This window comes from Aeromonas sp. PI_26, assembly GCF_027854445.1.
GTDB classification, from domain to species: domain Bacteria; phylum Pseudomonadota; class Gammaproteobacteria; order Enterobacterales; family Aeromonadaceae; genus Aeromonas; species Aeromonas veronii.
This window is the reverse complement of the sequence record NZ_JAJNOE010000002.1, coordinates 236,788-263,266: the sequence shown is the minus strand read 5'-3', so window position 1 is coordinate 263,266 and position 26,479 is coordinate 236,788. Positions and strand designations below refer to the sequence as shown.

Genomic DNA, 26,479 nt, shown 5'->3' with positions numbered 1-26,479 from the left:
CCGGTGATCCTCTTTTTCTCCTTGTGTCGTATCAGTCGCAAATAGTTATACAACTTTCATTTTTTTGTATAACTGCTATAACTGAATCAATGCTTATACAAGGAGCGTCATCATGTACAAGATTAAAGTCGGTATCAGTGCCTGCCTGCTGGGACAAGAGGTACGTTTCGATGGGGGCCACAAGCGCTCCAGCTTCTGCGAACGGGATCTTGGCGCTCACTTTGACTATCACCCCGTCTGTCCCGAGATGGCCATTGGTCTAGGGGCGCCTCGCGCCGCCATCCGGCTGGTCAAGCGCAACGGCGAGATCCGTGCCGAGGCGAGCAACGGTAGTTTCGATGTCACCGAAAAGCTGATTGCCTTCAGCGAGCAGAAGGCACGCCAGCTCGACTTCATCTCCGGTTATATCCTCTGTGCCAAATCACCCAGCTGCGGTATGGAGCGGGTCAAGGTCTATGGCGCCAACAACGAGGGGAGCGCCAAGGAGGGGATCGGCCTGTTTGCCAAGGCATTGATGGAGGCCAACCCCCTGCTGCCGGTTGAAGAGGATGGCCGCCTGTGCGACCCCATCCTGCGGGAGAACTTCGTGCTGCGGGTCTTCGCCTACCATGACTGGCAGCAACTCTGCGCCCGCGGCATTACCGCCTCTGCGCTAATCCGCTTCCACTCCCGCTACAAGTATCTGGTGCTCTCCCACGCCACCACCCACTACCGGGCACTTGGCAAGCTGCTCGGCAATCTGGGCAAGTCCACCAATTTGCAGGAGGTGGCCGACAACTACATCAAGGGATTGATGACGGCGCTGACCCTGCGGGCCAACCGTCGCAGCCACACCAATGTGCTGATGCACCTGCAGGGCTACTTCAAGCGGGTGCTGACCCCGGCCCAGAAGCAGGAGCTTGCCGATACCATCGACAAGTACCGCACCGGTATCTTCCCCTTGCTGGTGCCGCTCACCCTGATCCGTCACTACCTGCGCGAGTACCCCAATCCCTATCTCGCCGAGCAGGTTTATCTCAATCCGCACCCCGATACGCTGAAATTGCGTTACGGGCTATGAATCCGTTCTGTTGCCCCGGCGCATGGTTTGCGCCGGGTAGCCTTACTCCTTTGTTTGATGGACGTTGTCATGTCTGATTTATCGCAAGAAGTTGCTCCTCTGGCTGATGAGGGGATCTACCCCATTCGCGAGGTCTCCCGTCTCACCGGCGTCAACGCCGTGACCCTGCGCGCCTGGCAGCGCCGCTACGGTCTGGTGCAACCGGCCCGCACCGAAAAGGGCCACCGCCTCTACAGCGAGCAGGATATCCGCCAAATCGGCGAGATCCTGAGCTGGCTGGAGCGGGGAGTGAGTATCGGGCAGGTGAAGGGGCTCTTGAGCGAACCCCATTCCGAGCCAGTGAGCGATCATTGGCAGCAAACCCTGGAGCAGTTCAGTCAGGCGCTGCTCGCCTTCAACCAGCGCAAGGCGGAGTCCGAGCTTAACGACCTGCTGGCGAGCTACCCGTTCGAGCTGGTGCGCAGCCGGGTACTGCAACCGCTGGTGGAGCGGCTGCTGGGGCTGTGGCGCGAGCGGCCCGATGGCGAGCTGCTGCAACAGGTGTGGCTGGGCTGGCTCCATACCCGCTTCGCCCGCCACCTGATCGAGCAGGAGAAGGGCGTGCCGATCACGCTGGCGAGCTGGGGACAGGTTGGCCCCCTCGAGCTGGTCTGGGCCGCCTACGAGTTGATCGGTCAGGGTTATGAGGTGCAACTGCTGGGTGCGGTCGAGCCGCGCCATGCCAGCCTGCTGGAGGGGCGTGCCGTTACCCCCTGGCTGGTATTGCTGGGGGCAGGGCTTGGCAAACAGGAGCTGGCCGCCGGGTGGCCCGCCGGCACGCGCCTGTTTGGCGAACTGGGCCGTCTCTACGAGGATGAGTGGCTTAAAGCACACGGCTGGCAGGCGAGCCTTGCCGAGCTGATGGCGAACGCACCTGCTGCGGCTGGCGCCAGCGGACGCGGGAGGAAAAAATCATGAAGCTGGTCTGGTTTCGCAATGATCTGCGCCTTGCCGACAACCCGGCGCTGCGGCATGCCTGCGCCGGTGATGAACCGGTGGCCGCGCTCTTTATCGTCTCTCCTACCCAGTGGCGGCAGCACAAAATGGCCCCCATTCGTCAGCGCTTTATGTTGACGCAGGTGGATGAGTTGGGGCGCGAGCTGGCGGCGCTTGGCATCCCGCTCCATCTGCTGCGAGTGGAGACCTTTGCCGAGGTGCCCGCAGCGTTGGCAGGCCTCTGCCGCGAGCAGGGGGTGACCCAGCTCTACGCCAATCAGGCTATCGAGATCGACGAGCAGCGCCGCGATCACGCCGTCAGCGCCGCGCTGGCAGAGCAGGGGGTGAGTTGTCACTGGCTCAACGGCTGTTGCGTATTGCCGCCGGGGCGGGTGCTGACCGGCTCGGGTGAGATGTTCAAGGTGTTCACACCCTTCAGCCGAGCCTGGCTCAAGGCCCTCGATGAAGAGGGGTTTGTCATTCATCGCGCTCCTGCGTCCCGTGGCGAGTCGTTGCCGTGGCAGCCGCTGGCCGAACGTGCGTGGGTTGATGAGGCGCTCGGCGAGCTGACGGCGGATCCCCGCTGGCCAGTGGGGGAGGCAGAAGCTCTGCGTCGTTTGAACATTTTCCTGGAGCAGGCGGTGCTCGACTATGGCGAGACCCGGGATTTTCCTGCCATCGCGGGCACGTCCGTGCTCTCCCCCTATCTGGCGGCCGGCATCATCAGCCCCCGTCAGTGCGTGGCGGCGCTCCAGCAGCGGCTCGGCTATCGGCCCCAGTCCAAGGCTCAGCCCGGCTTTGTCTGGCTCAACGAACTTATCTGGCGCGAGTTCTATCGCCACCTGCTGGTGCTGATCCCGACCCTCTCCATGAATCGCCCTTTCAAACCCGAGACGGCAGCCTTGCCGTGGAGCTGGGATCCGGATGCCTTCGCCGCCTGGTGCGAGGGACGAACCGGCTACCCCATCGTCGATGCGGCGATGCGCTGTCTCAACACCACCGGCTGGATGCACAACCGGCTGCGAATGATAGTGGCGAGCTTTCTCACCAAGGATCTCCATATCCACTGGCGGCTCGGGGAGGATTACTTCATGAGTAGACTCATCGACGGAGATCTGGCGGCCAACAACGGCGGCTGGCAGTGGGCGGCGGGTACCGGCGCCGATGCGGCGCCCTATTTTCGGGTATTCAACCCCACCACTCAGGGGCAACGATTTGATCCACAAGGGGAGTTTATCCGTACCTGGGTAACTGAACTTGCCGATATTCCCGCCGCTTATGTGCATCAGCCCCACGATTGGCTGCGACTCAAGGGGCGACAGGATTATCCGGCACCCATGGTGGATCACGCCGTTGCCCGGGTGAGAGCCATCGAGATGTTTCGCTCTCTGGAGAAATAGGATGAACGAGCCGCTGGCCCGCTTTATTGGCCTCTATCAGCAACTGGACAAACAGCAGTTGCACCGCTTGCCCGAGGTCTATGCCGAACAGGTGGTCTTTACCGATCCGGCTCACCGCATTGAGGGGCTGGCGGCCCTTGGCGACTATTTTACCGCCCTCTATCAGCGCCTCGCCTACTGCCGTTTCGTCATCACCAGTCAGCAGCAACAAGGGCGGCAGGCCTGGCTCGGCTGGACCATGACCTTCTCTCACCCCAGATTGCGTGGTGGTGCGCCGGTGATGGTGGAGGGGGCCACCCGCCTCGAGTTCGACGAAGCGGGCAAGGTGTGCCAGCACCGGGACTATTTTGACCTGGGCGCCATGCTCTACGAGCAGTTGCCGCTGCTCGGGCCCGTGGTGCGCACTATCAAGATGAGGCTGGGCGCATGAGCGGCCGGGTGCTTATTACAGGCGCGACCTCCGGCATCGGTCGTCAACTGGCGCTGGATTACCGGCGGGCAGGCTGGCAGGTGTGGGGTTGTGGCCGCGATGGCGAACGGCTGCAGGCGCTGGGGCTGGATGGCGTCACGCCGCTGCAGTTCGATGCCCGGGATCTGGCCGCAATGAGCGGGGTGGCTGCTACGCTGCCATTCCTCGATCTGCTGATCCTCAACGCAGGCAACTGCGAGTACATGGATGTGGCGGAGGGGTTTGACAGCGAGCTGTTTGCCCGGGTGATTGAGACCAATCTGACCGCCACCGGCCATGCTTTGGCTGCCTTCTTGCCGCTGTTAGGAGCGGGATCACGGCTGGCCATCGTCAGCTCGTCGGTGAGCTGGCTGCCGCTGCCGCGAGCCGAGGCCTATGGTGCCTCCAAGGCGGCCCTCGACTATCTGGCGGATACCTTGCGCCTCGATTTGGCCAGCAAAGGGATCGGGGTGACCCTGATCCGCCCCGGCTTTGTCCAGACGCCGCTCACCGCCAAAAATGATTTTCCCATGCCCTGCCTGGTGACGGTGGAGCAGGCCTCCCGCGCCATCATGGACGGGCTGACCGCTGGTCGTCACCAGATCCACTTTCCCCGCCGTTTCATCTGGTTGCTGCGCCTGCTTGGTGCGCTGCCGGTGGGGCTCTGGCTGCGCCTTGGCCGCGCACTCGTATCGAAAGGAAGCCATTCATGAAGAAAAAGATCGCCATCGTCGGTTCAGGGATCTCGGGGCTCACCGCCGGTTTTCTGCTCCACAAACTCCATGACATCACCCTATTCGAGGCGGCGCCGACTCTGGGCGGCCATACTGCGACCGTCGATGTGAATCAGGCTGGCCGCAGCTATGCCATCGACACCGGCTTTATCGTCTTCAACGATCGCACCTACCCCAACTTCTTGAAGTTGTTGGCGCGGATCGGCATGGCGCGCCAACCGGCCGAGATGAGCTTCTCGGTAAAGAGCCCGGAGGGGCTGGAGTATAACGGTCACAACCTCGACACCCTGTTTGCCCAGCGCAGCAATCTGCTGAGTCCGCGCTTCTACGGCTTTGTCGCCGAGATCCTGCGGTTCAACCGGGAGGCACGGGCCTGGCTGGCGGATGGTCAACATCAGGGGGCTGGCCCCGAGTTGACCCTGGGGGACTTTCTGCTGGCGGGGGAGTTTAGCGACTACTTCGCCCGCCACTACATCTTGCCGATGGGGGCGGCGATCTGGTCATCGACCCTGGCCGATATGCGTGCCTTCCCCCTTGGCTTCTTCCTGCGTTTTTTTGCCAACCACGGTCTGCTTGATGTGGCCAATCGCCCCCAGTGGTACGTGATCCCGGGTGGCTCGCGGGAATATATCGGGCCACTCACCGCCGGATGGCAGTCGCAGATCCGCCCCGCCTGTCCGGTGCAGAGCGTACGGCGGGAAGCGGACGGCGTGGTGATCCAGAGCAGTTACGGCGAGGAGCGGTTTGACGAGGTGATCTTCGCCTGCCACAGCGATCAGGCGCTGGCGCTGCTGGCGGATCCCGGCGAGCGGGAGCAGGCCATCCTCGGCGACATGCCTTATCAGGCCAACGATGTCTGGCTCCACACCGATGCTAGCTGCCTGCCCACCCGCCGCAAGGCATGGGCCAGCTGGAACTATCAGCTCGATGGCAATGACGAGGCGCGGCCGCTGGTGAGCTACAACATGAACATCCTGCAGGGGGTGAACTCGCCGGAGCCCTTCTGCGTCAGCCTCAACCCCAAGGGCAAGGTGGATGAGAGCAAGGTGTTGCGCCGCTTCGTCTACCACCATCCGGTGTTCAATCAGGCCTCCATCGCCGCTCAGCAGCGGCGCGCGGAGATCTGCGGCCAGCAGCACACCCATTTCTGTGGCGCCTACTGGTACAACGGCTTCCACGAGGATGGGGTGCGCAGCGCGCTGGATGTCGCCAGGCGCTTCGGGGCCGAGCTATGAACGGCGCCACCGTTGCCACGGAACATGAGCGTGCCGACGAACTGGCTGGCGTCATCAGCGCCATCTGGCAGGGCTCGGTACGCCACCGCCGTTTTGCGCCGCGGGCTCACGCTTTCTCCTACAGCCTTTTTATGCTGGGACTGGATCTCGACGAGCTGCCGCAGCTCGATCAGGGGCGCTGGTTCGGGGTTGAGCGTTCGGGGCTGCTCTCGTTTCACCGCCATGACTATCTCAAGGGGAGTGAGGGGAGCCTCAAGCAGGCGGTGTGGCAGAAGGTGAGCGAGCTGGGTGGCGATGCCGAGCCCGAGGGGCGGGTACTGCTGCTCGGCAATGTGCGCTGTCTGGGCTTCTACTTCAGCCCGGTCAACTTCTACTTCTGCTACCGGCAGGGCGAGGCACGCTATCTGCTGGCAGAGGTGTCGAACACCCCCTGGAACGAGCGTCACTACTACCTGCTGGATCTGGCGGCGCTGGCGCCCCATGACAAGGATTTTCACGTCTCCCCCTTTATGGGGCTGGCAATGCGTTATCACTGGCGGATCAGGCCGCCCGCGCAGGAGACTCTGATCCATATCGAGAGTCATCCCGTATCCGGTGAAGCCAAGCTGTTTGACGCCACCCTGGCGCTCACGCGCGAACCCTTGTCGCGCAAGGGGCTGGTGGCCCTGCTGGCCCGCTGGCCCTGGATGACCATGAAGGTGCTGCTCGGGATCTACTGGCAGGCCCTGCGTCTATTTATCAAACGAACCCCGATTTTTACCCATCCGGAGAGCCGCTAATGGAACTTGCTCAATCAACCCTCTCTGCCTCTTTCATCGACAAGGGGGCAAGACAACTGCTGCTCAATCTGCTGGGTCGCCTCGAACATGGCCAGCTGCTGCTGCGGGATGGCGGTGAGCGCCACAGCTTTGGCGTCGCGGGTACCGATCTGCATGCCGAACTGGTGGTGCAGGATCCGACCTTCTATCGTCGCCTGTTGCTGGGGGGCAGTATTGCCGCCGGAGAAACCTGGGTGGAAGGGCTCTGGACCAGCCCGGATCCGGTGGCGCTGGTGCGGCTGTTGGCCCGCAATCTGACCCTGCTTGACTCCCTCGAGCGGCGCCTCGGCTGGCTCAGCTTCCCCTTCAACAAGGTGCGCCACTGGCTCAATCGCAATACTCTGACCGGCTCGCGCTCCAACATTGCCGCTCACTACGATCTCGGCAATACCCTCTATCAGGGGTTTCTCGACAGCCATATGCAGTACTCGAGCGCCATCTATCCGAGCGCCGAGGCCACTCTGGAAGAGGGACAGCAGGCCAAACTGCGCACCATCTGCGAGCGGCTGGAGCTGGGGCCTGATGATCATCTGCTGGAGATTGGCACCGGTTGGGGCGGCCTCGCCGTCTATGCCGCCCGCCACTATGGCTGCCGGGTGACCACCACCACCATCTCCCGGGCCCAGCACGACTATGCCAAGGAGTGGATTGCGCGAGAGGGGCTGGTGGATCGCATCACCTTGCTGCTGGAGGATTACCGCAAGCTGGAGGGCACCTATGACAAGCTGGTCTCCATCGAGATGATCGAGGCGGTGGGCCACGCCTTCCTGCCCGACTATTTCCGCCAGCTGTCGCGGCTGCTCAAGCCCGGTGGCCGTCTGCTCATTCAGGCCATCACCATCGCCGATCAGCGCCACGCCCAGTATCTGCGCGGGGTCGATTTTATCCAGCGCTACATCTTCCCCGGTGGCTGTCTGCCGAGCGTCTCCCAGATGGCGGGGTTGCTGGCGCGGGAGACTGACATGCAGCTAGTGCGGCTGCACGATCATGGCCATCACTATGCCCGCACCCTGGCTCACTGGTGCGAGCGTTTTCTGGCGCTGGCGCCCGAGCTGCCCAAGCTCGGTTACAGCCAGGATTTCATCCGGTTGTGGCACTTCTACTTTGCCTATTGCGAGGGGGGATTCCGGGAGCGCACCATCAGCCTGGTGCAGCTGGAGGCCGCCAAGCCGGGACCGGCTGGCTGGGCGGGTGATTTGCCAGTAAGCGGTTACTGACCATGTGGCAGTGGGCTCACCTGCTGGGGTTCAACCTCTATTGGTTGCTGGCGGTGAAGTGGCAGCAGCCGGGCCCGCTGCTGGCAATGTTGCTGCTGCATTTTCTCTTCTCACCCAGCCGCCTGCGTGACTGGCGGCTGCTCCCCATCGCGGTTGCTGGCTGTCTGCTGGATGTCCTGCTCTGGCAGCTCGGCCTGTTCCGGTTCCCGTCCGGTTTTCCCCTCTGGTTGGTGCTGCTCTGGCTCGGTTTTGCCCTGACGCTGGCCCACGGTATGCGCTGGCTGCTGCGCTTGCCTCGCTGGCAGCAGGCGCTGTTTGGCATGGTCGGCGGCACCTCCTCCTATGTGGCGGGAGCTGCCATGGGGGCAGTAAACTTACCCTGGGGCATCTGGATCAGTACGGCGCTGCTGGCAGTGATCTGGATGTGGTGGTTACCCGTACTCCTGTGGGTAATGGTCAAGCTGGAGGGTGAGTCATGACAAACACCTTTTCGACCGACTCGTTGCTTTTTTCCAAATGGACCAAAGAGAGCCAGCATGAGCTCACTGATCGCTTCTATCTGGTGGTTGCCTGCCAGCGGGATGCGCAAGGTCGGCTGGTGCAGGTGGTGATGCAGGATATCAACACCCTGCAGGAACAGGAGATGGACTGGCATGAACTGGAAGACCCCAACCACTGGCATATGGGGTGGAATTAACCCGCTGCTGCTGGCGTTTACGCTCTTTACTGCAACCGCGGTGCAGGCTTCTTCCGCCCCCTGGCAGCAGTTGCGCCCGGTCGGGCAGGGGGAGATGAACTGGCTCTGGTTCAAGCTCTACGATGCCACCCTCTACAGTGCGAGCGGGCGCTATCAGCCCGGTCACTATCCGCAGGCCCTGACCCTCACCTATGCCAGATCCATCGAGCGGGAAGATCTGCTGAGCGCCACTGCCGCCGAGTGGCAGCGACTCGGTCTTGGCTCCGACGCCGAACGTCAGCGCTGGCTCGGCCAGCTCGCTGCACTCTGGCCCGATGTGCAGGCAGGCGACAAGCTCACCTTCTATGTCGACAAGGGCGGGGCAGGCCACTTCTGGTGGCAAGAAAACCTCCTCGGCACCCTGGCCGATCCGCAATTCTCGGCCGCTTTTCTCGCCATCTGGCTGGCTGACAACAGCCGCGATCCCGCCCTGACCCGCCGCCTGCGTGGCCAACCCTGAACATGGATTCTTTGATGTCCTTCTATCGTGCATACCGCTGGTTGCTGCTGCTCCCTTTTTTGCTGCTGAGCGGCTGTGGTGCCAGTCTCGATGACTATCGGGGGCAGGGGCCAAACTGGGATCTCGCCCGTTTCTTCAATGGCAAACTGGTGGCTCACGGCCTGGTGACCGACCGCAGCGGCGAAGTGACCAGTCGCTTTCGGGTCGAGATGGTGGGTAGTTGGAAAGATGGCAAGGGAGAGCTGTTCGAGCAGTTCTACTTTGACGATGGCCGCCAACAGACCCGTACCTGGTATCTGAGCAAGGGTGATGATGGTCATTGGCGCGGTACTGCTTCCGATGTGGTGGGGGAGGCGATGGGTAAAGCCCAAGGGTTTGCCCTCAACTGGCGTTATCAGCTCGATCTGGCGCTACCGGATGGCGAGGTGGTGCGGGTGAGTTTCGATGACTGGATGTACCTGCTGGACGAAGATCGTCTGATCAATCGTGCCGAGATCAGCAAGTTCGGTATCCATCTTGGCGAGGTGATCCTCTATATCGAACGTCAGCCCTGACCGTTAACGCAAGATAACGGCCAGTAAAAAGCGCGCCGATGGCGCGCTTTTGTTTACCGAAAAACCAGAGTCATCAGATGATGCGGTTCTCTTCCAGCATCTTGCGACGGGCCTCTTCCTTGGCCATCTTCTTCTTGCGGTTGTCACAGGGTTCCGGGCAATCGCACTCTTTCTCGATGCCGACACTACCCAGACCGCCACAGGAGCCGGAGATGGTCTTCTTCTGGAAGATGTAACCGATAGCCATGGCGGCTATCACCAGCATGAATACCCCGAAGGTGATCAGAAAAATCTGCATCTCTACCTCTTACTTCTTGACCAGATAGGGCTTGAAGGCATCGGAGTAAGCCTCTTCAAAGCCGTTGTCCGTCTTGGTGATCACGAAGATCGCCAGGCCGCGCTCGTTGGCATAGGCCAGGCTCTTCTCGGTCCCCATCACCATAAACACGGTGGCCAACCCGTCTGCGGTCATGCAGGAGGGGTGGATCACGGTGACCGATACCAGACGGTGCTGGATCGGCTTGCCGCTGCGCGGATCTATGGTGTGGGAGAAGCGCTGACCATCCAGTTCATAGTAGTTGCGGTAATCGCCGGAGGTAGCCACCCCATTGTCACCGGGCACGATCACCTCTTGCACCGTGCCGGTGCCTGCGGTGGGCTTCTCGATGGCCACGCGCCAGGGGTGACCCTTGCCGTTGACGCCATTGATCCGCAGCTCGCCGCCAATCTCCACCAGATAGTTGCGCGCACCCAGTGACTCCAGATACTCGGCTACCTTGTCCACACCAAAGCCCTTGGCGATGGCGGAGAGGTCAACGTAGAGATCCGGAATGTCTTTTTGCAGGGTATCGGCATCCACCGAGGTGGTGACGTGCAGGTTGCCCAGACCGGTCTTCTGGCGAGTCTGGGTGATCAGCTCGTCGGAGGGGACCTTGGTCGGCTTCTTGTCCGGGCCAAAGCCCCACAGATTGACCAAGGGGCCAACGGTGACGTCCAGCGCCCCCTGGCTCTCACGGCCAATGTGAATGGCCTCTGTGACGACCCGTGCGGTATCGCGGGAGACCACTACCGGTTTGTTGTCACGGCTCTGGTTGAAGCGCGACAGTTCGGAATCGGGGCGATAGGTCGACATCTGATCGTTGACCCGCTCCAGCAACACATCCACCTCAGCTTGAAGCTTGGCCGGATCGCTGATGGCGCTGTCCGCCACCTTGATGGAGTAGTAAGTGCCCATGGTGCTACCGGTGATGTGGATCTCCGGTTTGGATTGGACCGTCTCCTGACCGCACCCAGTCAAGAAAAAGGCTAGCCCGAAGGCTAGCCAGGTCTTTACAACACTGTGCATGGATTAACCACCAAAGTCATCCAACAGGATGTTTTCGTCTTCAACGCCCAAGTCTTTGAGCATGTTGATGACGGCAGCGTTCATCACCGGAGGTCCACACATGTAGAACTCGCAATCTTCCGGTGCTTCGTGGTTCTTGAGATAGTTCTCGTAGAGCACGTTGTGGATGAAGCCGGTGTAGCCGTCCCAGTTGTCTTCCGGTTGCGGATCAGACAGGGCGACGTTCCAGGTGAAGTTCTCGTTCTCGGCGGCGAGCATGTCAAAGTCTTCGACATAGAACATTTCGCGCTTGGAACGGGCACCGTACCAGAAGCTCATCTTGCGCTTGGACTTCAGGCGACGCAGCTGGTCGAAGATATGGGAACGCATTGGCGCCATACCTGCACCACCACCGATGAATACCATTTCTGCATCGGTGTCTTTGGCGAAGAACTCACCGAATGGACCGGAGATAGTCACCTTGTCGCCAGCCTTCAGGCTGAAGATGTAGGAGGACATCTGTCCCGGAGGGGCAGTCCAGTTGCTCGGGGGCGGGGTCGCGATACGCACGTTCAGCATGATGATGCCGAACTCTTCCGGATAGTTGGCCATGGAGTAGGCACGGATGATCGGCTCATCGACCTTGGACTCCAGCTCAAAAATCTTGAAGCGATCCCAGTCACCGCGATACTCCTCGGGAATATCGAAGTTCTTGTAGTGCACGTGGTGAGCCGGGGCTTCAATCTGGATATAACCACCGGCGCGGAACGGCACGCTCTCGCCATCGGGGATCTGCAGCTTGAGCTCCTTGATGAAGGTGGCCTTGTTATCGTTGGAGATAACAGTACATTCCCACTTCTTCACCCCGAAGATCTCTTCCGGCAGTTCGATATCCATGTCGGAGCGAACGGTAACCTGACAGGCCAGGCGCTCGCCATGACGGGCTTCGCCCTTGCTGATGTGATCCAGTTCGGTCGGCAGAATGTCGCCGCCACCGGATTTCACCCGTACCTTGCACTGGCCGCAGGAGCCACCGCCGCCACAGGCGGAGGAGACGAAGATACCGCTGCCAGCCAGCACGCCGAGCAGCTTGCCACCGGCCGGGCTGGTCACAGCCTTGGCCGGGTCACCATTGATGCTGATTGTCACGTCGCCCGCGGTCACCAGCTTGGACTTGGCGAACAGAATGACTGCCACCAGTGCCAGCAGGATCACGGTAAACATGACCACACCCAAAATAATTTCCATCTATCGTTCCTTTCTGATTGCAGGAAAGCCGATTACAGGGAGATACCAGAGAAGGACATGAAGCCCAGCGCCATCAGACCGGCGGTGATGAAGGTGATGCCCAGACCGCGCAGGCCTTCCGGAACATCGGAATACTTCATCTTCTCGCGGATACCTGCCAGCGCAACGATCGCCAGCATCCAGCCTGCCCCTGAACCCACACCGTAGACCACAGACTCCATGAAGGTGTAGTCACGCTGCACCATGAAGGAGACGCCACCGAAGATGGCGCAGTTCACGGTGATGAGCGGCAGGAAGATACCCAGCGCGTTGTAGAGTGCCGGGAAGTACTTGTCCAGCGCCATCTCCAGGATCTGTACCAGTGCTGCAATCACACCGATGAAGGTGATGAAGCTCAGGAAGCTCAGATCCAGACCGGATACCAGAGCGCCATCTTTAAGCACGTAGTTGTAGATCAGGTTGTTGGCAGGAACCGCGATGGTCTGCACCACAATAACGGCAATACCCAGACCCATGGAGGTCTTTACCTTCTTGGACACCGCCAAGAAGGTACACATCCCCAGGAAGAAGGAGAGTGCCAGGTTTTCGATGAAGATCGATTTAATCAACAGACTCAGATAGTGTTCCATACCTTAATCCTTCGCCTCCACCTGCTTGGGATCCTTGGTGCGCACGCCCCAAATGATCAGACCAATGATGAAGAATGCACTCGGCGGCAGCAGCAGCAGGCCGTTGGGCACGTACCAGCCACCGTTATTCACCAGCGGCAGCAGCTCGATGCCGAACCAGGTGCCGGAGCCCAGCAGTTCACGCACGGTCGCGACGCTCAGCAGAATGGCACCATAGCCCAGACCGTTGCCGATACCATCCAGGAAGGAGGGGAGCGGGGCACTCTTCATGGCGTACGCTTCGGCGCGGCCCATTACGATACAGTTGGTGATGATCAGACCCACAAAGACCGACAGTTGCTTGGAGATGTCATAGGCGTACGCCTTGAGCACCTGGTCAACCACGATAACCAGTGAGGCGATGATCGCCATCTGCACGATGATCCGGACGCTGTTCGGGATCTGGTTGCGGATCAGGGAGATGAACAGGTTTGAGAAGGCGGTGACCGCCATGACCGCGAGGGTCATTACAAACGCAGTTTTCATCTGGCTGGTAACCGCCAGTGCAGAACAGACACCCAGCACCTGCAAGGCGATGGGGTTGTTGCCCAGCACAGGCGTCAACAGCAACTTCTTCATTTCGCTCTTGTCAGCCATTGTTGATTTCTCCTGCACGAACCTTGGCCAGGAAAGGACCGAAGCCCTTGGGACCCATCCAGAAGTCGAAGGTATGCTGTACGCCGTTACCGGTCAGAGTGGCACCGGAGAGACCATCGATCTCGTGCTCGGAGCCCGCCGGAGCATGGCCCTTGATGACGCGCAGCGCCGGCATGCCATTCTGGTCGAACAGTTTCTTGTCCTTGAACAGCGCCTGCCAGGCCGGGTTTTCGATCTCGCCACCCAGACCCGGGGTTTCACCGTGGTCATAGTAGGTGATGCCCTTGATGGTCTGGCCATCAGCGGCAACGGCGACGAAGGCATACATGGTCGACCACAGACCCTGACCGTAGATGGGCAGGATGATGCTGTCGATCTTGCCTTCGGCATCCTTGGCGAAGAATACCGGGATCTGCTTGGAGATCTGACGCAGGCTGGCCTTGTCGTCAGCGGCGGCAAGACGGATGCTGCGGGCCGGATCTTTGGCTGCCTGCTTGGTGTCGAAGTTGTCGGCATCGCCGTCAACAAAGTCACCGGTCGCCAGATCCACCAGACGTGCTTCGATCTTCTCGCCATACAGTTTGGCCAGATCGCGCTTGGCCACTTCGCTCACATCCACACCGGCTACGGCGAGAATGTTGCTCTGCTTGTCCAGCGCCTTGTTTTCCTGCTGGGTAGAACGCAGGCCCACAGCGGCAACGGATACCACGATGGAACAGGCCAGACAGAGGCCGGTGACCACGCTGACGGTGCCGAGGGTTGAATCTTTATTAAACGCCACGAGCAATCCTCCGCTTGATGTTTGCCTGAGCGACGAAGTGGTCAAACAGGGGAGCAAACAGGTTCGCAAACAGAATGGCCAGCATCATGCCTTCCGGGAACGCAGGGTTGACCACGCGAACCAGCACGACCATTACGCCGATCAGGGCGCCATACCACCACTTGCCTTTGTTGGTAAAGGCTGCGGAGACAGGGTCGGTCGCCATGAAGGCCATACCGAAGGCGAAGCCACCCAGTACCAGATGCCAGTGCCACGGCATGTTGAACATGGGGTTGGTATCGGAACCGATGACGTTGAACAGCAGGGAGGTGGCGATCATACCGATCATCACGCCGGCGATGATGCGCCAGGAGGCGATGCGCATGTAGACGATCATGGCGGCCCCCAGCAGGATCATCAGGGTAGAGACTTCACCAATGGAACCCGGCAGGTTACCCAGGAAAGCGTCCATCCAGCTGATAGCCTGGCCGGTTGCACCGTTGATCAGCGCCATCTGGCCGCCTTGGGCCCACTGGCTCAGGGCTGTCGCGCCGGAGAAGCCGTCAACGGCAACCCACACGGCGTCACCGGAGATCTGGCCCGGGTAGGCGAAGAACAGGAACGCACGACCAGCAAGCGCCGGGTTCAGGAAGTTCTTGCCGGTACCACCGAACACCTCTTTGGCCATCACCACACCGAAGGTGATACCCAGCGCAGCTTGCCACAGGGGGAGCTCGGGCGGCACGATCAGGGCAAACAGGATGGAGGTCACGAAGAAGCCTTCGTTGATCTCGTGTTTGCGCACCATGGCGAACAGCACTTCCCAGAAACCACCGACAAAGAAGACGGTGATGTAGATCGGGAAGAAGTGGGTGGCGCCAATCAGCATCTTGCTGCCGATACCGGCAACAGCCGGATCGAGGTAGGCGCCCAGCATGGTAGCCAGGGCATATTGCCAGCTGCTGGCACCAGCAGCCGAACCCATGTGGGCAATGGCGGCAATCGCCTGGTTACCAACGTTGTACATGCCCCAGAACATGGCCGGGAACACGGCCAGCCACACCATGATCATCATGCGCTTCAGATCGAGCGCATCACGAACGTGGGAGGCGTTGCGGGTAACGCTACCCGGGGTGTAGAACAGGGTGTACGCCGCTTCGAACAGGGCATAGTACTTGGCGTACTTTCCACCCGGTTCGAAGTGGTGTTCCATATTTTCAAGAAGTTGCTTGAAACTCATCGCTTAACCTTCCAGTTCAATCTTGGTCAGGCACTCACGCAAGATCGGGCCGTACTCTGTCTTGCCAGGGCAGACAAAGGTACAGAGCGCCAAATCTTCCTCATCCAGCTCCAGGCAGCCCAGTGCTTGCGCACCGTCGGTATCGCCGGAGACCATGTCCCGCAGCAGCAGGGTCGGCAGGATGTCGAGTGGCATCACCCGCTCATAGTTGCCGATAGGCACCATGGAACGGTCACTACCGTTGGTAGTGGTGGTGAAGTTGATCAGCTTGCCCTTCATCAGATGAGAGAGGGTGGTACGGGTGATAGAGAACTTGTTGGCGCTGGGGTTGATCCAGCCCAGGAACTCTTTCTCGCGACCTTCACCCAGCACGCAAACCTGATTGTGGTAGCGGCCCAGGTAGTCGTGAACACCTTCGGCTTTGGCACCACTCAGGATAGAACCGGAGATGATACGGTTTTCGTCGGCACGCAGCTCATTGTTGGTGAGCTGGCTGATGCAGGCGCCCAGACGGGTACGCAGCAGACGCGGCTTGAGCACGTTCGGGCCAGCCAGGGCGATCACCTTGTCAGTGAAGATCTGACCGGTGGTGAACAGCTTGCCGAATGCGATCACATCCTGATAGTTGATGTGCCACTGCACCTTGGTGCTGCTGACAGGATCCAGGAAGTGGATATGGGTACCCGGCAGACCGGCAGGGTGCGGACCAACGAAGATCTCTTCCTTGACCTGAGCCAGCGGAGAGTGGGGCAGACTGCCTTCGCCTTTACAGACGTAGACGGCGCCGTCGGTCAGGCGGGTCAGTACGGCCAGACCATCGAGGAAGGCCTGCGGCTGTTCCTTGATAATCAGCTCGGCATCGGCTGCCAGCGGGTTGGTGTCCATTGCAGTCACAAAGATGGCGCGCGGGGCAGACGCTACCGCGGGGACTTTGCTGAACGGACGGGTACGCAACGCAGTCCACTGACCTGATGTGACCAGGAGCTCTTGCACCTTGCTGCGCTCGAGCTTGGCCAGCTCGGCAGAGGCAAAATGCTCAAACGTCACCTGTTCATCGGAACCGTCGAGGTCGATGACCACAGACTGGAGAACACGTTTGGCACCACGGTTGATCTCTGAAACCACACCGGTGGCAGGAGCTGTGAATTTAACGCCCGGATTCTTCTTGTCTTCAAAAAGATCCTGACCTTTGATGACGCGATCACCTACTTTGACGAACATAGTAGGTCGCATCCCCACAAACTCCTCGCCCAGTGTCGCAACACGGGTGATGGCGGGGCCATCGTAGATTACTTGCTCTGGCGCACCCAGCACGGGGATGTCCAGTCCTCTTTTGATTGTAATCATACTTACTTGCACTACCGTTACGGGAGAGGTTGGTTAGCGCCGAGAAATACATCACGACGGGTGGTTGAATGAGTCGGTGTTGTGGTTGCGCCAGGTGGGCAGGCTCAACAATTATTCAACATGCAGGCTCACTCAAAAGCGCTTGAGTTTACCACTTAAGGTGCATTTTCTGCCATGCCAAATGGGCAAAATCCCCGTGCCATCACAAAATTAACCTGCAATGAATAAGCCCCCGACACCTTGTAAGTAGTGGTTTTAAAGGTTTTTTTATTTCGATACCTCGATAGGGGTATTTGCCTTTGTCTCCACTATCAACAAAAAGCCTTGATGCCGAAATATACCCCCTTGGATGTAGCCTTTTCGGGGCCAATGGGGGAAATATGTTTAATTTTTGTTGGCAGGTTCTCGAGGGGAATCCTGTGGTACAACCGGTTTCAGGAGAGTGACGGTTTGCCAACGCAGCTCGGGGTGCGTGGGGCATGGCCTTTTTCCTGCCACTCGGTCTCGGTGTAGGTATGCAGTGCCAGTGCATGAACGGCACCGGCCAGCTCGTCGGCCAGCACCGCATTGACCTGACGATGACGGGCCAGCAGCCGCTGCCCTGCAAATTGCTCGCTGACGATCACCACCTTGAAGTGGCTCTCAGATCCCGGTTCCACACGGTGCATGTGGCTCTCGTTGATCACCTCCAGCACGGTGGGAGAGAGGGCGGCGGTCAGCTTGGCTTCAATCAGTTGTTGGATGGTCATCGGATCGGTTTCCAGAGTGAATGTCGGGCCATTCTATCGGCAGTCGCGGGATGGAATAAGCCCCTGTAAGAGGGAAATCACTCGTCAGTTGCCCCCTTGATGCGCATCGAACTGGTGAAATTCCTGCTCCTCGCTAGAATAGCGCCACTTTGCGTCGCCCCTGGCGCCTGTATACACGAATCAAGCCGAGGTTGGACTCTTTCTATGCAAACCCTTCTCGACACACCCCATTGCCAGCTCACGCTCTACCGCTATCCGCGCCAGAGTCAGGAGACTCTGCAAGCCTGGGATGCGGCTGACGAATATCTGATCAACACCCTGGCGGAGTCCCCCCTTGAGCAGGCGGGCCCCGTCATCATCATGAATGACGGTTTTGGCGCGCTGGCCGCCTATCTGCATCCGCACTCCCCCTGCTGCGTCACCGACTCCTACATCAGTGAGCGGGCGACCCTAGCCAATCTGGCCGAAAACGGACTGGATGCAGGCGGGATCCGCTTGCAGGATGCGCTGGCGCCGCTGCCCGATGCCCCTGCGCTGGTGGTGATCAAGGTCTCCAAATATCAGGCACTGCTAGAGCAGCAACTGCTGGCATTGCGTGCGGTGGTGACACCGGCAACCCGCGTTATCGCTGCCGGCAAGGCGAAGGATATTCATACCTCCACCCTCAAGTTGTTCGAGAAGTATTTGGGGCCTACCCGTACCTCGCTGGCCTGGAAGAAGGCGCGCCTCATTCACTGCGAGCCGCAGGCAGAACGTCCCGCGCTGGCCAACCCCTTCCCGACTGTCTGGCCGCTTGAGGGGAGTGACATGCTCATCCACAACCATGCCAACGTCTTCTCGCGCACCAGTCTCGATATTGGTGCCCGCTTTATGCTGGACAACCTGCCCATCCACAGTGCCCGCAAGGTGATCGATCTGGGCTGTGGCAACGGGGTGCTGGGTCTGTCGCTGCTCGCCAAAGACAGCGAGGTGGAGGTGACCTTTATCGATGAATCCTATATGGCGGTCGCCTCGGCACAGCTCAACGTCGAGCACAATCAGCCCGATGCACTGCCGCGCGCCCACTTTATGGTCAATAACTGTCTCGACGGGGTGGCGGTCGGCTCGGCGGATCGGATCCTCTGCAACCCTCCTTTCCATCAGCTGCAGGCGATCACCGATCATATCGCCTGGCAGATGTTCAGCGATGCGCACCGGGTGTTGCCTCAGGGGGGTGAACTCTGGATAGTAGGCAACCGTCATCTGGACTATCACAACAAACTCAAGCGCTTGTTTGCCAACGCACAAGTCGTTGCGTCGAACAGCAAATTCGTTATTTTGAAAGCCATCAAACGCTAAAGCCAAAGGAAACCATGATGAAAAAGTCACTCTTGCTGCTGGCCGCCCTGATGCTGGGCGGGTGTGCCACCCATTGGCCGGAGACAGCGCTGCTCAATCCGCAGGTGATCCCCGCCAACCAGCAATACTACTCTGGCAATCGCATCACCATGGAAGGGGTAGACAAGCGTGAGGCTGCCTACGTCTTCTCCATCAAACATAAAGAGAAAGCGCCCGTGCTGGTCAACAGCGAGCGTCCGCTCAACCTGCTGATGGCCGAGCGGCTGGCCGAAGGTCTGCGCAGCCAGGGTCTCGAAGTGGGCAACAGTGGCACCACCAACCTGACGCTGGTGATCTCCAACGCCGCAGTCAATGTGGAAGAGAAGACCTTTACCTATGTCACCAAGTCCCGCGTCAGCCTGCAGGTGATCGCTGATTTCCAGGGTAACCGTCTGACCAAGCAGTTCAACATGTCTTCCAGCAAGGAGAGCCCGAGCGAGCCAAGCATGGCCGATCTGGAGTCTACACTGAACCTGCAACTGGGTAGCGTGCTGCAGCAGATCATGGCGGATGATGCGCTGCGCGGTTACCTGAAAGGTCAACCGAACGGTGCAGGGGTCTGATGATGAAAAAACTCTGGTTGCTGGCCATGCTGATCGCCCCGCTGGCGTTCGCGGGCCCGAAAGTCAGAATGGAGACCAACCACGGCAATATCGTGGTGGAGCTGGCGTCCAAGCAGGCGCCCCAGACGGTGAAGAACTTCCTGCGCTACGTGGCTGATGGCAGCTATGACGGCAGCATCTTCCACCGGGTGATCCAGGATTTCGTGGTGCAGGGTGGGGGCTACAACCAGCAGTTCCAGCAGCTGCCGACTTATGAGCCTGTGGTCAACGAGTCGCGTGGCGGTCTGCCCAACAAGCGTGGCTCCATCGCCATGGCTCGCACCCAGGCGGTCGACAGCGCTACTCGCCAGTTCTACTTCAATCTGGTCGACAACAATAACCTCAACGCCGGTGGCTCTGCGGGTTATACCGTGTTCGGTCAGGTGGTTCAGGGGATGGAGGTGTTGGACAAACTGGCTCAGGTACAGACCGGTTACAGCCCCATTCTGCGCGCCAACGATGTGCCGACCAGTCCCATCATTCTGAAGAAGGTGGTCTTGCTGGCAGAAACTCCGGCAGACAAGAAAGTCGACAAGAAAGCGGGCAAGTAACTCTCCGGACGCGGTTCGTCACCTCGCTTCGTCAGGTCACAATACAAGGCTCATCCCGTTCGGGATGGGCCTTTTCTCTATCCGGGCTTCTTTGACCTATCTCTTTGCTCGCCTTGGCTATCTGCCATCAACCTGCCAAAATGACGCACTTTTCCAAAGTCGTCAGGTAGTTGAACATGATCCGCAAACCAAGCTGGAGAGAGTCCCTCGCCGTCTATCTCGAATTTCGGGTGTTTATTCTCTTTGCCATGGGTTTTTCATCGGGTCTGCCGCTGCTGCTGGTGTTCGGTACCCTCTCATTCTGGTTGCGCGAGGCCGATGTCAGCCTGACCGATATCGGCTATATGAGCTGGGTGGCGCTCGCCTATGGCTTTAAATGGCTGTGGTCGCCGCTGGTGGATCGCATGCCGCTGCCGTTGCTCTCAGCGCTGCTGGGGCGTCGCCGCAGTTGGATGTTCTTCTCCCAGTTGTTGATTGCCGCCGCGCTGGTCGGCATGGCGTTCTGCGATCCTAAGACCGAGCTGGCCCAGCTGGCGATGTTTGCCCTGCTGGTGGCCTTTGCCTCGGCCACGCAGGATATCGTTATCGACGCCTATCGCATCGAATCCGCCCCCGAGCGGCTACAGGCGGCGATGGCTGCCTCCTACATGACTGGCTACCGACTGGCGATGATCATGGCGGGCGCCGGTGCGCTGGCGCTGGCAGCCTGGTTTGGCAGCAACAGCGGCTATGACTATCGTGGCTGGCAGATTACCTATCTGGTGATGGCGGGTCTGATGTCACTCGGGGTCATCACCACGCTGTTTTGCCACGAGCCGGATATCGATCTGGCCGAGCAGGGTAAACAACAGGTCGAACGCAAGGCGCAGCTCCTGGAAAAAGGGTGGCCAGCTCTGCTGGCGAGTGCGGGGGCCTGGGGCTATGAGGCGGTCTGGTGTCCGTTTGCCGACTTCTTTCGTCGCTATGGCAGCTCGGCGCTGCTGATCCTGGCTCTGATCGCCTGCTATCGGGTTGCCGATGTGGTGATGGGGGTGATGTCCAACAGCTTCTATGTGGATATGCAGTTCAGCAAGACCGAGGTTGCCACCATTACCAAGGTGTTTGGCGTCATCATGACGCTGGTGGGCGCTGCGCTGGGGGGCGTGCTGGTGATGCGCTTCGGTACGCTGCGCATCCTGTTCTTGGGGGCGCTGCTCACTGCCAGCACCAACCTGCTGTTTGCCCTGCTCAATCAGGTTGGCCACAATCTGGAACTGCTGACCCTGATTATCTCGCTGGATAACCTCAGTGCCGGTATCGCGACCGCGGCTTTCGTGACCTATCTCTCCAGCCTGACCAATGTGGCATTTTCGGCCACTCAGTACGCCCTGTTCAGCTCGGTAATGTTGCTGCTACCCAAGTTGCTGGCTGGTTTTTCCGGGCAGGTTGTGGAGCAGATTGGCTACAGTGCCTTCTTTGTCGGAACCAGTTTATTGGGCTTGCCCGTGTTGTTGTTGATTGTGCTTGTCGCCAGAAAAGGGAGTGAGTTGCTCTCAACGGCTGACAAATAGCAAGCGTTTGCGTAGAATCGGGGGTGATTAGATTCACACTTCCGGATAAAGTTCCCGAGAAGTTGTTTCACCCCCAATTTTATTTGATTAGAATCCCTCTCGCTCCTTGTGGGCAGGCTACGGAAAACCTCAACTAACGCACAAGAGACCAATAAAATGGCCAAATTTACCAAGACTCTGATCGCTGCCGGTCTGCTGGCTGCTGCCGCTACCCCGGCCTTCGCTGCTGACTACAGCGGTGATATCCACAAGAATGACTACAAGTGGATGCAGTTCAATATCATGCACACCATCGATCAGAAGCCCCATGGTCCAGATGGTTACAACGATACTTATTTCGAGATGGAGTTTGGTGGTCGTTCAGGCATTTTTGACCTGTATGGTTACGTCGATTACTTCGATATTTTTGACTCCAAGCACAGCGACAAGCACAAGCAAGAAAACCTCTTCATGAAGTTTGCTCCGCGTGTATCTCTGGATGCATTGACTGGCCAAGACCTCTCTTTTGGTCCGGTGCAAGAAGTTTACGTTGCCACCCTGTTTAACATCGGTGGTGTACAAGGCCTGAATGATGCATTTGTAGGTCTGGGTGCTGACGTTATGGTGCCGTGGTTTGGCAAAGTTGGTATGAACCTGTACAAGCGTCATGCTAACGAAACCTTCAGTGGTCAAGGCGAAGGCTGGAACGGCCAACAGTTCTCCATGAACTGGTTCAAACCTTTCTATACCTTCTCCAATGGCAGCTTCGTCTCTTACCAAGGTTATCTGGATTACACCTGGGGCATGAAAGAAACCAGTCATTCTGATGGTCTGGGAACCTTCCACGGTATCTACTGGCATTCCGACCGTTATGCCGTTGGCTACGGTCTGAAGTACTTCAACGAAATCTACGGTATCGACAACTCTGACGCGTTCAAGTCTACCGGTTTCGGCCACTACTTCTCTGTTACCTACAAGTTCTAATAAAACTTGGGGTACAAAAAACCGGAGCATCTGCTCCGGTTTTTTTATGGCCGCGATTTAGATAGCGTGGCGCGAGTCATCAAGTGCGCCACGGCTGAGTGGATAAATCAGTCGCGGAAGTTCTGGAACTGCATCGGTTGACCCAGTTCGGCGCCACGGACCAGTGCCATGGTCTCTTGCAGATCGTCACGCTTCTTGCCGGTAACACGTACTTCATCACCCTGGATGGCGACCTGTACCTTGATCTTGGAGTCCTTGATCAGCTTGACCAGCTTCTTGGCGATCTCTTTCTCGATCCCCTGCTTGAATTTTACGGTCAGGTGGAAGCGCTTGCCGGAGTGAACCGAGTCACCCACTTCCATGGAGCTGTTTTCGATGTTGCGCTTGAGCAGGGCGCCGCGCAGGATTTCGACCATCTGCTTGAGCTGGAAATCGGCATCGGCTTCCAGTTTTACCTCTTCCTTGTTCAACTCGAAGCTGGCTTCTACCCCACGAAAATCGAAACGGGTGGCCAGTTCACGATTGGCGTTGTCGACTGCGTTCAACACCTCGTTCATTTTGACTTCAGAGACAATATCGAATGACGGCATAGCCGGAGCTCCTCATGTTGCGTTATCGGGGGGCAAATCTACCAGAAAACGGGCAAATTTGCTGATTTTGATGGGGTTGCTCTGCTAGAATCCCCTGCGCACAGGACGGGTGGACCCGTTAGTGTCCACCAGCGACATCTTCACTTATCCCCGGTAACAGGTTGAGAGGATTGCAACCCTTACCCTGACAGAGTCACACCATGCCAAGCGGATTAAAAAATTCCCGACAGCTCGTTATTCCACTCGTTACTCCGAAGTGGTCACTGTTGGGTTGTGGCGCCCTCGGCGGCGTTTTTGCCTCCCTGTTGACCCTGAGTGGTCAATCCACCCGTGTCTTGTTGCGCGAACATCATAAGTCCACGCTCCATCCGGGGATCGATTTCACCTCGCTGGAGGGGCATGTCCAGCTGCTCAATATCGAGCGCGGGTTTGTCAGCAAACCCGGCAAGATCCAGCGTCTGCTGGTGATGACCAAGGCCAGTCAGGTGATTGCCGCACTGACACCGCTGGTGGGCATTCTGGATGCCGGCGTGCCAATCGTGCTGCTGCATAACGGGATGGGGATTGCCGAGCAGGTGGTCGAGATGTTCCCGCACAATCCGGTGATTGCCGGTGTCACCAGCCATGGCGCCATGCAGTGCGGCCATTTTGTCTTTCGTCATACTGGCAAGGGGGAAACCTGGCTTGGCCCGATCAATGATGCCGCCAAGGCCCATGCCGCGCTCGCGGATGAGCTGGCGCTGGCACTGGGGCAGGCTGGCTGGGATGAACAGGTGTTGGCGCGCCAGTGGCAAAAGCTGGCCATCAACTGTGCCATCAATCCCCTGACGGCCCTCTACAAGCTGAAAAATGGCGAGCTGGCTGGCCTCCGTTTTGCCGATGCCCTGCAGCAGATCTGCGTGGAAGTGGCGGATGTGATGTGTGCCGAAGGAGTTGCGACCACGGCAGAGGAGTTGCAGCGTCGGGTGATGACAGTGGTGGAACTGACCGCTGACAATTACTCCTCCATGCATCAGGATATGGAGCTGGGACGCGAGACCGAGATTGAGGCCATCACCGGCTTCCTGTTGGCCAAGGCTGCCCGGCATGGCATTGCCGTACCGGTCAATCAGGGTCTCTATCAGGCGATTAAAGAGAAGAGCCAGGCCGTCTGATCTTTTACATGGCAGAGCAAGCTGCAAGGAGGCGAACGTGAGTGTACTGGTGCTGGTGGCCCCCGGGTCGGAAGAGATAGAGACGGTCGCCATTGTCGATACCCTGGTGCGCGCCAGCATCGAGGTGGTGCTGGCCTCTTGTTGCCCTGCCGGATCGCGGCAGGTGAAAGCATCGCGCGGGGTACAGCTGGTGGCCGATTGTCATATCGACGAGCTGACCCGTCGGGACTTTGAAGCCATCGTGGTACCCGGTGGTCTGCCCGGCAGCGAAGTGATCCGCGATACCCCGCTGGCCATCGATCTGCTCAAAGAGCAGGCCGCTCTTGGTCGCTGGCGTGCTGCCATCTGCGCCGCCCCTGTGGTGGTGTTGCAACATCACAGTCTGCTGGGTGATGCCATCGTTACCTGTCATCCCGGCTTTCAGTCCCGACTACCGACATCGCAGCTGTCACGTGAGCGGGTAGTCAGGGATGAGGCTCATCGCCTTATCACCAGTCAGGGGCCGGGCAGTGCCATTGAGTTTGCCCTTGAACTGGTTCGGGGGCTGCGCGGGGATGACGTGGCTACCGCCGTGGCTGGCCCTATGGTGCTGCCTTGAGCGCACTCTGCTGCAGAATCAAGCTGGCCATGCGTTGAAAAACGGGCCCCGGTCATCTTGATCGGGGCCCGCTTGTTATCTGCCGTTGTCGGTCACGCCATCTTGTCCGGCTCAGTAGTCGTACTGTGAGCACTGTTTTTTGTTGTACTCAGTTTTCCAACGTGCCAATTCTTGCTCTGTGCCGAGCTTGTCCCCTTTCTTGATAGCCTGTTCCAGTATCTCAATCCGGTCGTACAGCCAGCGGCACTCTGCCGTCGGGTTGTTCTTGCCGATGCCGGTCAACGGTAGCAAACAGAGTCCCAACCAAAGATATTTCATCCCGAACGCTCCTTGTCATTGTGGTAGTAAAGGTCTCCTTGGAGTCTACTATTTTAGCCGCAACGAGAGAGATAGAGCTGCGATTATCCTTGGGGTAAGATGGTGCCATGTCTGTTTATTTATACAGTGGTATGCGCAAGATCATCCATATCGACATGGACTGCTTTTTTGCCGCGGTGGAGATGCGGGACAATCCGGCGTTGCGGGAGGTGCCGCTCGCCATCGGTGGGGCCTCCGAGCGGCGCGGCGTCATCTCGACCTGCAACTATGTGGCGCGCCGGTTCGGGGTGCGTTCCGCCATGCCGAGCGCGCTGGCGAAAAAACTCTGCCCGCCGCTGGTACTGATCCCAGGGCGAATGGCGGTGTACAAGGATATCTCCCGTCAGCTCAGAGCAATTTTCCTCCGCTATACCGATCAGGTTGAACCGCTGTCACTGGACGAGGCTTACCTCGACGTGACCCACAGTCGCTGCTGTGGCGGCAGCGCCACCCTGATGGCGCAAGAGATCCGGCAAGCCATCGTCACCGAACTGGGATTGACCGCCTCGGCCGGAGTGGCCCCCAACAAGTTTCTCGCCAAGCTCGCCTCGGAGCAGCGCAAACCCGATGGTCTGTTTGTCATTCGTCCCGACGAAGTGGCCGAATTTGTCTGCCAGTTGCCCCTCGGCAAACTGCCCGGGGTGGGGCGCAAGACTGCCGAGCGGCTGGAGGCTCAGGGGCTTTACACCTGTGAGGATGCGCGGGCCTTGTCGGCACAAGAGCTGTGCAGCCGTTTTGGCAAGCTGGGGGAGATGTTGACGACCCGGATCTGGGGGCTGGATGAACAGCCGGTGCAGGCGCACCGGATCCGCAAAACCATCGGGGTGGAGACCACTTTGGCGAGCGATGTTTGTGACGAAGGCGCCTGCCTGACGGTATTGCAGCAACTGCTGCCGGAGCTTGAGCGGCGATTTCAGCTGGCGTGCCCTGCCGAGCAGGTGATGGGGCAGGGGATTAAACTCAAGTTTGCCGACTTCCACCAGACCACCGTCTATCGCAGTCAGGGTGGCTATCAGCCAGCCTTGTTCGTTCCCCTGCTCAAAGAGGGGCTACAGCGGGCGCAAGGGCGTTCGGTTCGCCTGCTGGGCTTGGTGGTGGGTTTGCCAAAAGAGGGTGAAGTTAATCAACTCTCGCTGGATTTGCTGTGAGATAGTTAAGTTTTTGTTT

31 protein-coding genes are annotated in these 26,479 nt (G+C 59.0%); 20 read left to right on the top strand and 11 right to left on the bottom strand.

Annotated elements, in window-relative coordinates; translation table 11 throughout:
• The first annotated feature begins 112 nt into the window (after positions 1-112).
• The 12 genes from LRL22_RS03695 to LRL22_RS03640 all read left to right on the top strand — a co-directional run bounded on the left by LRL22_RS03695 (position 113) and on the right by LRL22_RS03640 (position 9,637).
• Positions 113-1,060 (top strand): YbgA family protein, encoded by a 948-nt coding sequence (locus tag LRL22_RS03695; protein WP_005343644.1) that lies wholly within the window; start codon positions 113-115, stop codon positions 1,058-1,060.
• A 69-nt stretch (positions 1,061-1,129) separates the two neighbouring features.
• Positions 1,130-2,017, top strand: coding sequence for a MerR family transcriptional regulator (locus LRL22_RS03690; RefSeq protein WP_270904751.1), 888 nt, complete (start codon positions 1,130-1,132; stop codon positions 2,015-2,017).
• Entirely contained in the window at positions 2,014-3,435 is a 1,422-nt protein-coding gene (gene phrB / locus LRL22_RS03685; RefSeq protein ID WP_270904750.1) for a deoxyribodipyrimidine photo-lyase, read from the top strand. The genes LRL22_RS03690 and phrB overlap by 4 nt, the downstream gene beginning before the upstream one ends.
• A gap of 1 nt (position 3,436) precedes the next feature.
• Complete coding sequence (locus tag LRL22_RS03680) at positions 3,437-3,865, top strand: nuclear transport factor 2 family protein (RefSeq protein ID WP_270904749.1); 429 nt, start codon at positions 3,437-3,439, stop codon at positions 3,863-3,865.
• Entirely contained in the window at positions 3,862-4,596 is a 735-nt protein-coding gene (locus LRL22_RS03675) for an SDR family NAD(P)-dependent oxidoreductase (protein WP_270904748.1), read from the top strand. The genes LRL22_RS03680 and LRL22_RS03675 overlap by 4 nt, the downstream gene beginning before the upstream one ends.
• Positions 4,593-5,852: an NAD(P)/FAD-dependent oxidoreductase gene (locus LRL22_RS03670; RefSeq protein WP_270904747.1), complete on the top strand. Its 1,260-nt coding sequence runs from the start codon at positions 4,593-4,595 to the stop codon at positions 5,850-5,852. Before LRL22_RS03675 ends, LRL22_RS03670 begins: the two co-directional genes overlap by 4 nt.
• Entirely contained in the window at positions 5,849-6,631 is a 783-nt protein-coding gene (locus LRL22_RS03665) for a DUF1365 domain-containing protein (protein WP_270904746.1), read from the top strand. The genes LRL22_RS03670 and LRL22_RS03665 overlap by 4 nt, the downstream gene beginning before the upstream one ends.
• Entirely contained in the window at positions 6,631-7,887 is a 1,257-nt protein-coding gene (locus LRL22_RS03660; RefSeq protein ID WP_270904745.1) for an SAM-dependent methyltransferase, read from the top strand. The genes LRL22_RS03665 and LRL22_RS03660 overlap by 1 nt, the downstream gene beginning before the upstream one ends.
• Before the next feature lie 2 nt (positions 7,888-7,889).
• On the top strand, positions 7,890-8,366 hold the full coding sequence (locus LRL22_RS03655) for a DUF2878 domain-containing protein (RefSeq protein ID WP_270904744.1): 477 nt from the start codon (positions 7,890-7,892) through the stop codon (positions 8,364-8,366).
• Positions 8,363-8,584: a TIGR02450 family Trp-rich protein gene (locus tag LRL22_RS03650; RefSeq protein ID WP_019445887.1), complete on the top strand. Its 222-nt coding sequence runs from the start codon at positions 8,363-8,365 to the stop codon at positions 8,582-8,584. The genes LRL22_RS03655 and LRL22_RS03650 overlap by 4 nt, the downstream gene beginning before the upstream one ends.
• Positions 8,541-9,083, top strand: a complete 543-nt coding sequence (locus LRL22_RS03645) for a chalcone isomerase family protein (protein WP_270904743.1) — start codon at positions 8,541-8,543, stop codon at positions 9,081-9,083. Before LRL22_RS03650 ends, LRL22_RS03645 begins: the two co-directional genes overlap by 44 nt.
• Positions 9,084-9,097: 14 nt before the next feature.
• On the top strand, positions 9,098-9,637 hold the full coding sequence (locus LRL22_RS03640) for a DUF3833 domain-containing protein (protein ID WP_270904742.1): 540 nt from the start codon (positions 9,098-9,100) through the stop codon (positions 9,635-9,637).
• Positions 9,638-9,710: 73 nt separating this feature from the next.
• Here LRL22_RS03640 and nqrM read toward each other — a convergent pair whose 3' ends face one another.
• The 9 genes from nqrM to LRL22_RS03595 form a co-directional block, all read right to left on the bottom strand.
• Complete coding sequence (gene nqrM, locus LRL22_RS03635; RefSeq protein ID WP_005338668.1) at positions 9,711-9,935, bottom strand: (Na+)-NQR maturation NqrM; 225 nt, start codon at positions 9,933-9,935, stop codon at positions 9,711-9,713.
• A 9-nt stretch (positions 9,936-9,944) separates the two neighbouring features.
• Complete coding sequence (locus LRL22_RS03630; protein ID WP_270904741.1) at positions 9,945-10,982, bottom strand: FAD:protein FMN transferase; 1,038 nt, start codon at positions 10,980-10,982, stop codon at positions 9,945-9,947.
• 3 nt (positions 10,983-10,985) lie between these two features.
• Entirely contained in the window at positions 10,986-12,209 is a 1,224-nt protein-coding gene (gene nqrF / locus LRL22_RS03625) for an NADH:ubiquinone reductase (Na(+)-transporting) subunit F (RefSeq protein WP_005338656.1), read from the bottom strand.
• A 32-nt stretch (positions 12,210-12,241) separates the two neighbouring features.
• On the bottom strand, positions 12,242-12,838 hold the full coding sequence (gene nqrE, locus LRL22_RS03620; protein ID WP_270904740.1) for an NADH:ubiquinone reductase (Na(+)-transporting) subunit E: 597 nt from the start codon (positions 12,836-12,838) through the stop codon (positions 12,242-12,244).
• 3 nt (positions 12,839-12,841) lie between these two features.
• Entirely contained in the window at positions 12,842-13,474 is a 633-nt protein-coding gene (locus LRL22_RS03615; RefSeq protein WP_005338644.1) for an NADH:ubiquinone reductase (Na(+)-transporting) subunit D, read from the bottom strand.
• The gene (locus tag LRL22_RS03610) at positions 13,467-14,255 is read right to left on the bottom strand and encodes a Na(+)-translocating NADH-quinone reductase subunit C (protein WP_005338643.1); all 789 of its coding nucleotides are present in this window, start codon (positions 14,253-14,255) and stop codon (positions 13,467-13,469) included. Before LRL22_RS03610 ends, LRL22_RS03615 begins: the two co-directional genes overlap by 8 nt.
• Complete coding sequence (locus LRL22_RS03605; RefSeq protein ID WP_270904739.1) at positions 14,245-15,474, bottom strand: NADH:ubiquinone reductase (Na(+)-transporting) subunit B; 1,230 nt, start codon at positions 15,472-15,474, stop codon at positions 14,245-14,247. The genes LRL22_RS03610 and LRL22_RS03605 overlap by 11 nt, the downstream gene beginning before the upstream one ends.
• Before the next feature lie 3 nt (positions 15,475-15,477).
• The gene (locus LRL22_RS03600) at positions 15,478-16,821 is read right to left on the bottom strand and encodes a Na(+)-translocating NADH-quinone reductase subunit A (RefSeq protein ID WP_270904738.1); all 1,344 of its coding nucleotides are present in this window, start codon (positions 16,819-16,821) and stop codon (positions 15,478-15,480) included.
• A 434-nt stretch (positions 16,822-17,255) separates the two neighbouring features.
• Positions 17,256-17,570 carry a BolA family protein gene (locus LRL22_RS03595; protein WP_005349687.1) on the bottom strand — a complete coding sequence of 105 codons (315 nt, stop codon included), beginning with the start codon at positions 17,568-17,570 and terminating at the stop codon, positions 17,256-17,258.
• A 204-nt stretch (positions 17,571-17,774) separates the two neighbouring features.
• On the opposite strand from LRL22_RS03595, the gene LRL22_RS03590 reads away from it, so the two are divergent.
• The 5 genes from LRL22_RS03590 to LRL22_RS03570 all read left to right on the top strand — a co-directional run bounded on the left by LRL22_RS03590 (position 17,775) and on the right by LRL22_RS03570 (position 22,613).
• Complete coding sequence (locus LRL22_RS03590) at positions 17,775-18,908, top strand: methyltransferase (RefSeq protein ID WP_270904737.1); 1,134 nt, start codon at positions 17,775-17,777, stop codon at positions 18,906-18,908.
• A gap of 17 nt (positions 18,909-18,925) precedes the next feature.
• Positions 18,926-19,510 carry a YajG family lipoprotein gene (locus LRL22_RS03585; RefSeq protein WP_005349692.1) on the top strand — a complete coding sequence of 195 codons (585 nt, stop codon included), beginning with the start codon at positions 18,926-18,928 and terminating at the stop codon, positions 19,508-19,510.
• Between the two features lie 2 nt (positions 19,511-19,512).
• Positions 19,513-20,100, top strand: coding sequence for a peptidylprolyl isomerase (locus LRL22_RS03580; protein WP_042053243.1), 588 nt, complete (start codon positions 19,513-19,515; stop codon positions 20,098-20,100).
• A 170-nt stretch (positions 20,101-20,270) separates the two neighbouring features.
• Positions 20,271-21,650, top strand: a complete 1,380-nt coding sequence (locus tag LRL22_RS03575; RefSeq protein ID WP_270904736.1) for an AmpG family muropeptide MFS transporter — start codon at positions 20,271-20,273, stop codon at positions 21,648-21,650.
• 156 nt (positions 21,651-21,806) lie between these two features.
• Positions 21,807-22,613 (top strand): nucleoside-specific channel-forming Tsx family protein, encoded by an 807-nt coding sequence (locus LRL22_RS03570; protein WP_005349699.1) that lies wholly within the window; start codon positions 21,807-21,809, stop codon positions 22,611-22,613.
• A 107-nt stretch (positions 22,614-22,720) separates the two neighbouring features.
• Here the strand turns inward: LRL22_RS03570 and LRL22_RS03565 are convergent, their stop codons facing one another.
• Positions 22,721-23,203 carry a YajQ family cyclic di-GMP-binding protein gene (locus LRL22_RS03565; RefSeq protein ID WP_005338634.1) on the bottom strand — a complete coding sequence of 161 codons (483 nt, stop codon included), beginning with the start codon at positions 23,201-23,203 and terminating at the stop codon, positions 22,721-22,723.
• A 200-nt stretch (positions 23,204-23,403) separates the two neighbouring features.
• On the opposite strand from LRL22_RS03565, the gene LRL22_RS03560 reads away from it, so the two are divergent.
• Positions 23,404-24,357: a ketopantoate reductase family protein gene (locus LRL22_RS03560; RefSeq protein WP_270904735.1), complete on the top strand. Its 954-nt coding sequence runs from the start codon at positions 23,404-23,406 to the stop codon at positions 24,355-24,357.
• A gap of 37 nt (positions 24,358-24,394) precedes the next feature.
• Complete coding sequence (locus tag LRL22_RS03555; RefSeq protein ID WP_064338583.1) at positions 24,395-24,955, top strand: DJ-1 family glyoxalase III; 561 nt, start codon at positions 24,395-24,397, stop codon at positions 24,953-24,955.
• Between the two features lie 111 nt (positions 24,956-25,066).
• Here the strand turns inward: LRL22_RS03555 and LRL22_RS03550 are convergent, their stop codons facing one another.
• Positions 25,067-25,273: a hypothetical protein gene (locus LRL22_RS03550; RefSeq protein ID WP_005338629.1), complete on the bottom strand. Its 207-nt coding sequence runs from the start codon at positions 25,271-25,273 to the stop codon at positions 25,067-25,069.
• 131 nt (positions 25,274-25,404) lie between these two features.
• On the opposite strand from LRL22_RS03550, the gene dinB reads away from it, so the two are divergent.
• A complete protein-coding gene (dinB, locus tag LRL22_RS03545; RefSeq protein WP_204385167.1) occupies positions 25,405-26,460 on the top strand; it encodes a DNA polymerase IV in 1,056 nt (351 codons plus the stop codon).
• Positions 26,461-26,479 lie beyond the last annotated feature (19 nt).

Coding starts and splice junctions, on each gene's coding strand:
- LRL22_RS03645 (WP_270904743.1), top strand. CDS start 8,541: ATGAACTGGAAGACCCCAACCACTGGCATATGGGGTGGAATTAACCCG.
- LRL22_RS03695 (WP_005343644.1), top strand. CDS start 113: ATGTACAAGATTAAAGTCGGTATCAGTGCCTGCCTGCTGGGACAAGAG.
- LRL22_RS03560 (WP_270904735.1), top strand. CDS start 23,404: ATGCCAAGCGGATTAAAAAATTCCCGACAGCTCGTTATTCCACTCGTT.
- nqrF (WP_005338656.1), bottom strand. CDS start 12,209: ATGGAAATTATTTTGGGTGTGGTCATGTTTACCGTGATCCTGCTGGCA.
- LRL22_RS03595 (WP_005349687.1), bottom strand. CDS start 17,570: ATGACCATCCAACAACTGATTGAAGCCAAGCTGACCGCCGCCCTCTCT.
- LRL22_RS03655 (WP_270904744.1), top strand. CDS start 7,890: ATGTGGCAGTGGGCTCACCTGCTGGGGTTCAACCTCTATTGGTTGCTG.
- nqrE (WP_270904740.1), bottom strand. CDS start 12,838: ATGGAACACTATCTGAGTCTGTTGATTAAATCGATCTTCATCGAAAAC.
- LRL22_RS03675 (WP_270904748.1), top strand. CDS start 3,862: ATGAGCGGCCGGGTGCTTATTACAGGCGCGACCTCCGGCATCGGTCGT.
- LRL22_RS03580 (WP_042053243.1), top strand. CDS start 19,513: ATGAAAAAACTCTGGTTGCTGGCCATGCTGATCGCCCCGCTGGCGTTC.
- LRL22_RS03670 (WP_270904747.1), top strand. CDS start 4,593: ATGAAGAAAAAGATCGCCATCGTCGGTTCAGGGATCTCGGGGCTCACC.
- LRL22_RS03615 (WP_005338644.1), bottom strand. CDS start 13,474: ATGGCTGACAAGAGCGAAATGAAGAAGTTGCTGTTGACGCCTGTGCTG.
- phrB (WP_270904750.1), top strand. CDS start 2,014: ATGAAGCTGGTCTGGTTTCGCAATGATCTGCGCCTTGCCGACAACCCG.
- LRL22_RS03600 (WP_270904738.1), bottom strand. CDS start 16,821: ATGATTACAATCAAAAGAGGACTGGACATCCCCGTGCTGGGTGCGCCA.
- LRL22_RS03665 (WP_270904746.1), top strand. CDS start 5,849: ATGAACGGCGCCACCGTTGCCACGGAACATGAGCGTGCCGACGAACTG.
- LRL22_RS03605 (WP_270904739.1), bottom strand. CDS start 15,474: ATGAGTTTCAAGCAACTTCTTGAAAATATGGAACACCACTTCGAACCG.
- LRL22_RS03565 (WP_005338634.1), bottom strand. CDS start 23,203: ATGCCGTCATTCGATATTGTCTCTGAAGTCAAAATGAACGAGGTGTTG.
- LRL22_RS03590 (WP_270904737.1), top strand. CDS start 17,775: ATGCAAACCCTTCTCGACACACCCCATTGCCAGCTCACGCTCTACCGC.
- nqrM (WP_005338668.1), bottom strand. CDS start 9,935: ATGCAGATTTTTCTGATCACCTTCGGGGTATTCATGCTGGTGATAGCC.
- LRL22_RS03550 (WP_005338629.1), bottom strand. CDS start 25,273: ATGAAATATCTTTGGTTGGGACTCTGTTTGCTACCGTTGACCGGCATC.
- LRL22_RS03660 (WP_270904745.1), top strand. CDS start 6,631: ATGGAACTTGCTCAATCAACCCTCTCTGCCTCTTTCATCGACAAGGGG.
- LRL22_RS03585 (WP_005349692.1), top strand. CDS start 18,926: ATGAAAAAGTCACTCTTGCTGCTGGCCGCCCTGATGCTGGGCGGGTGT.
- LRL22_RS03680 (WP_270904749.1), top strand. CDS start 3,437: ATGAACGAGCCGCTGGCCCGCTTTATTGGCCTCTATCAGCAACTGGAC.
- LRL22_RS03690 (WP_270904751.1), top strand. CDS start 1,130: ATGTCTGATTTATCGCAAGAAGTTGCTCCTCTGGCTGATGAGGGGATC.
- LRL22_RS03640 (WP_270904742.1), top strand. CDS start 9,098: ATGTCCTTCTATCGTGCATACCGCTGGTTGCTGCTGCTCCCTTTTTTG.
- LRL22_RS03650 (WP_019445887.1), top strand. CDS start 8,363: ATGACAAACACCTTTTCGACCGACTCGTTGCTTTTTTCCAAATGGACC.
- LRL22_RS03630 (WP_270904741.1), bottom strand. CDS start 10,982: ATGCACAGTGTTGTAAAGACCTGGCTAGCCTTCGGGCTAGCCTTTTTC.
- dinB (WP_204385167.1), top strand. CDS start 25,405: ATGCGCAAGATCATCCATATCGACATGGACTGCTTTTTTGCCGCGGTG.
- LRL22_RS03570 (WP_005349699.1), top strand. CDS start 21,807: ATGGCCAAATTTACCAAGACTCTGATCGCTGCCGGTCTGCTGGCTGCT.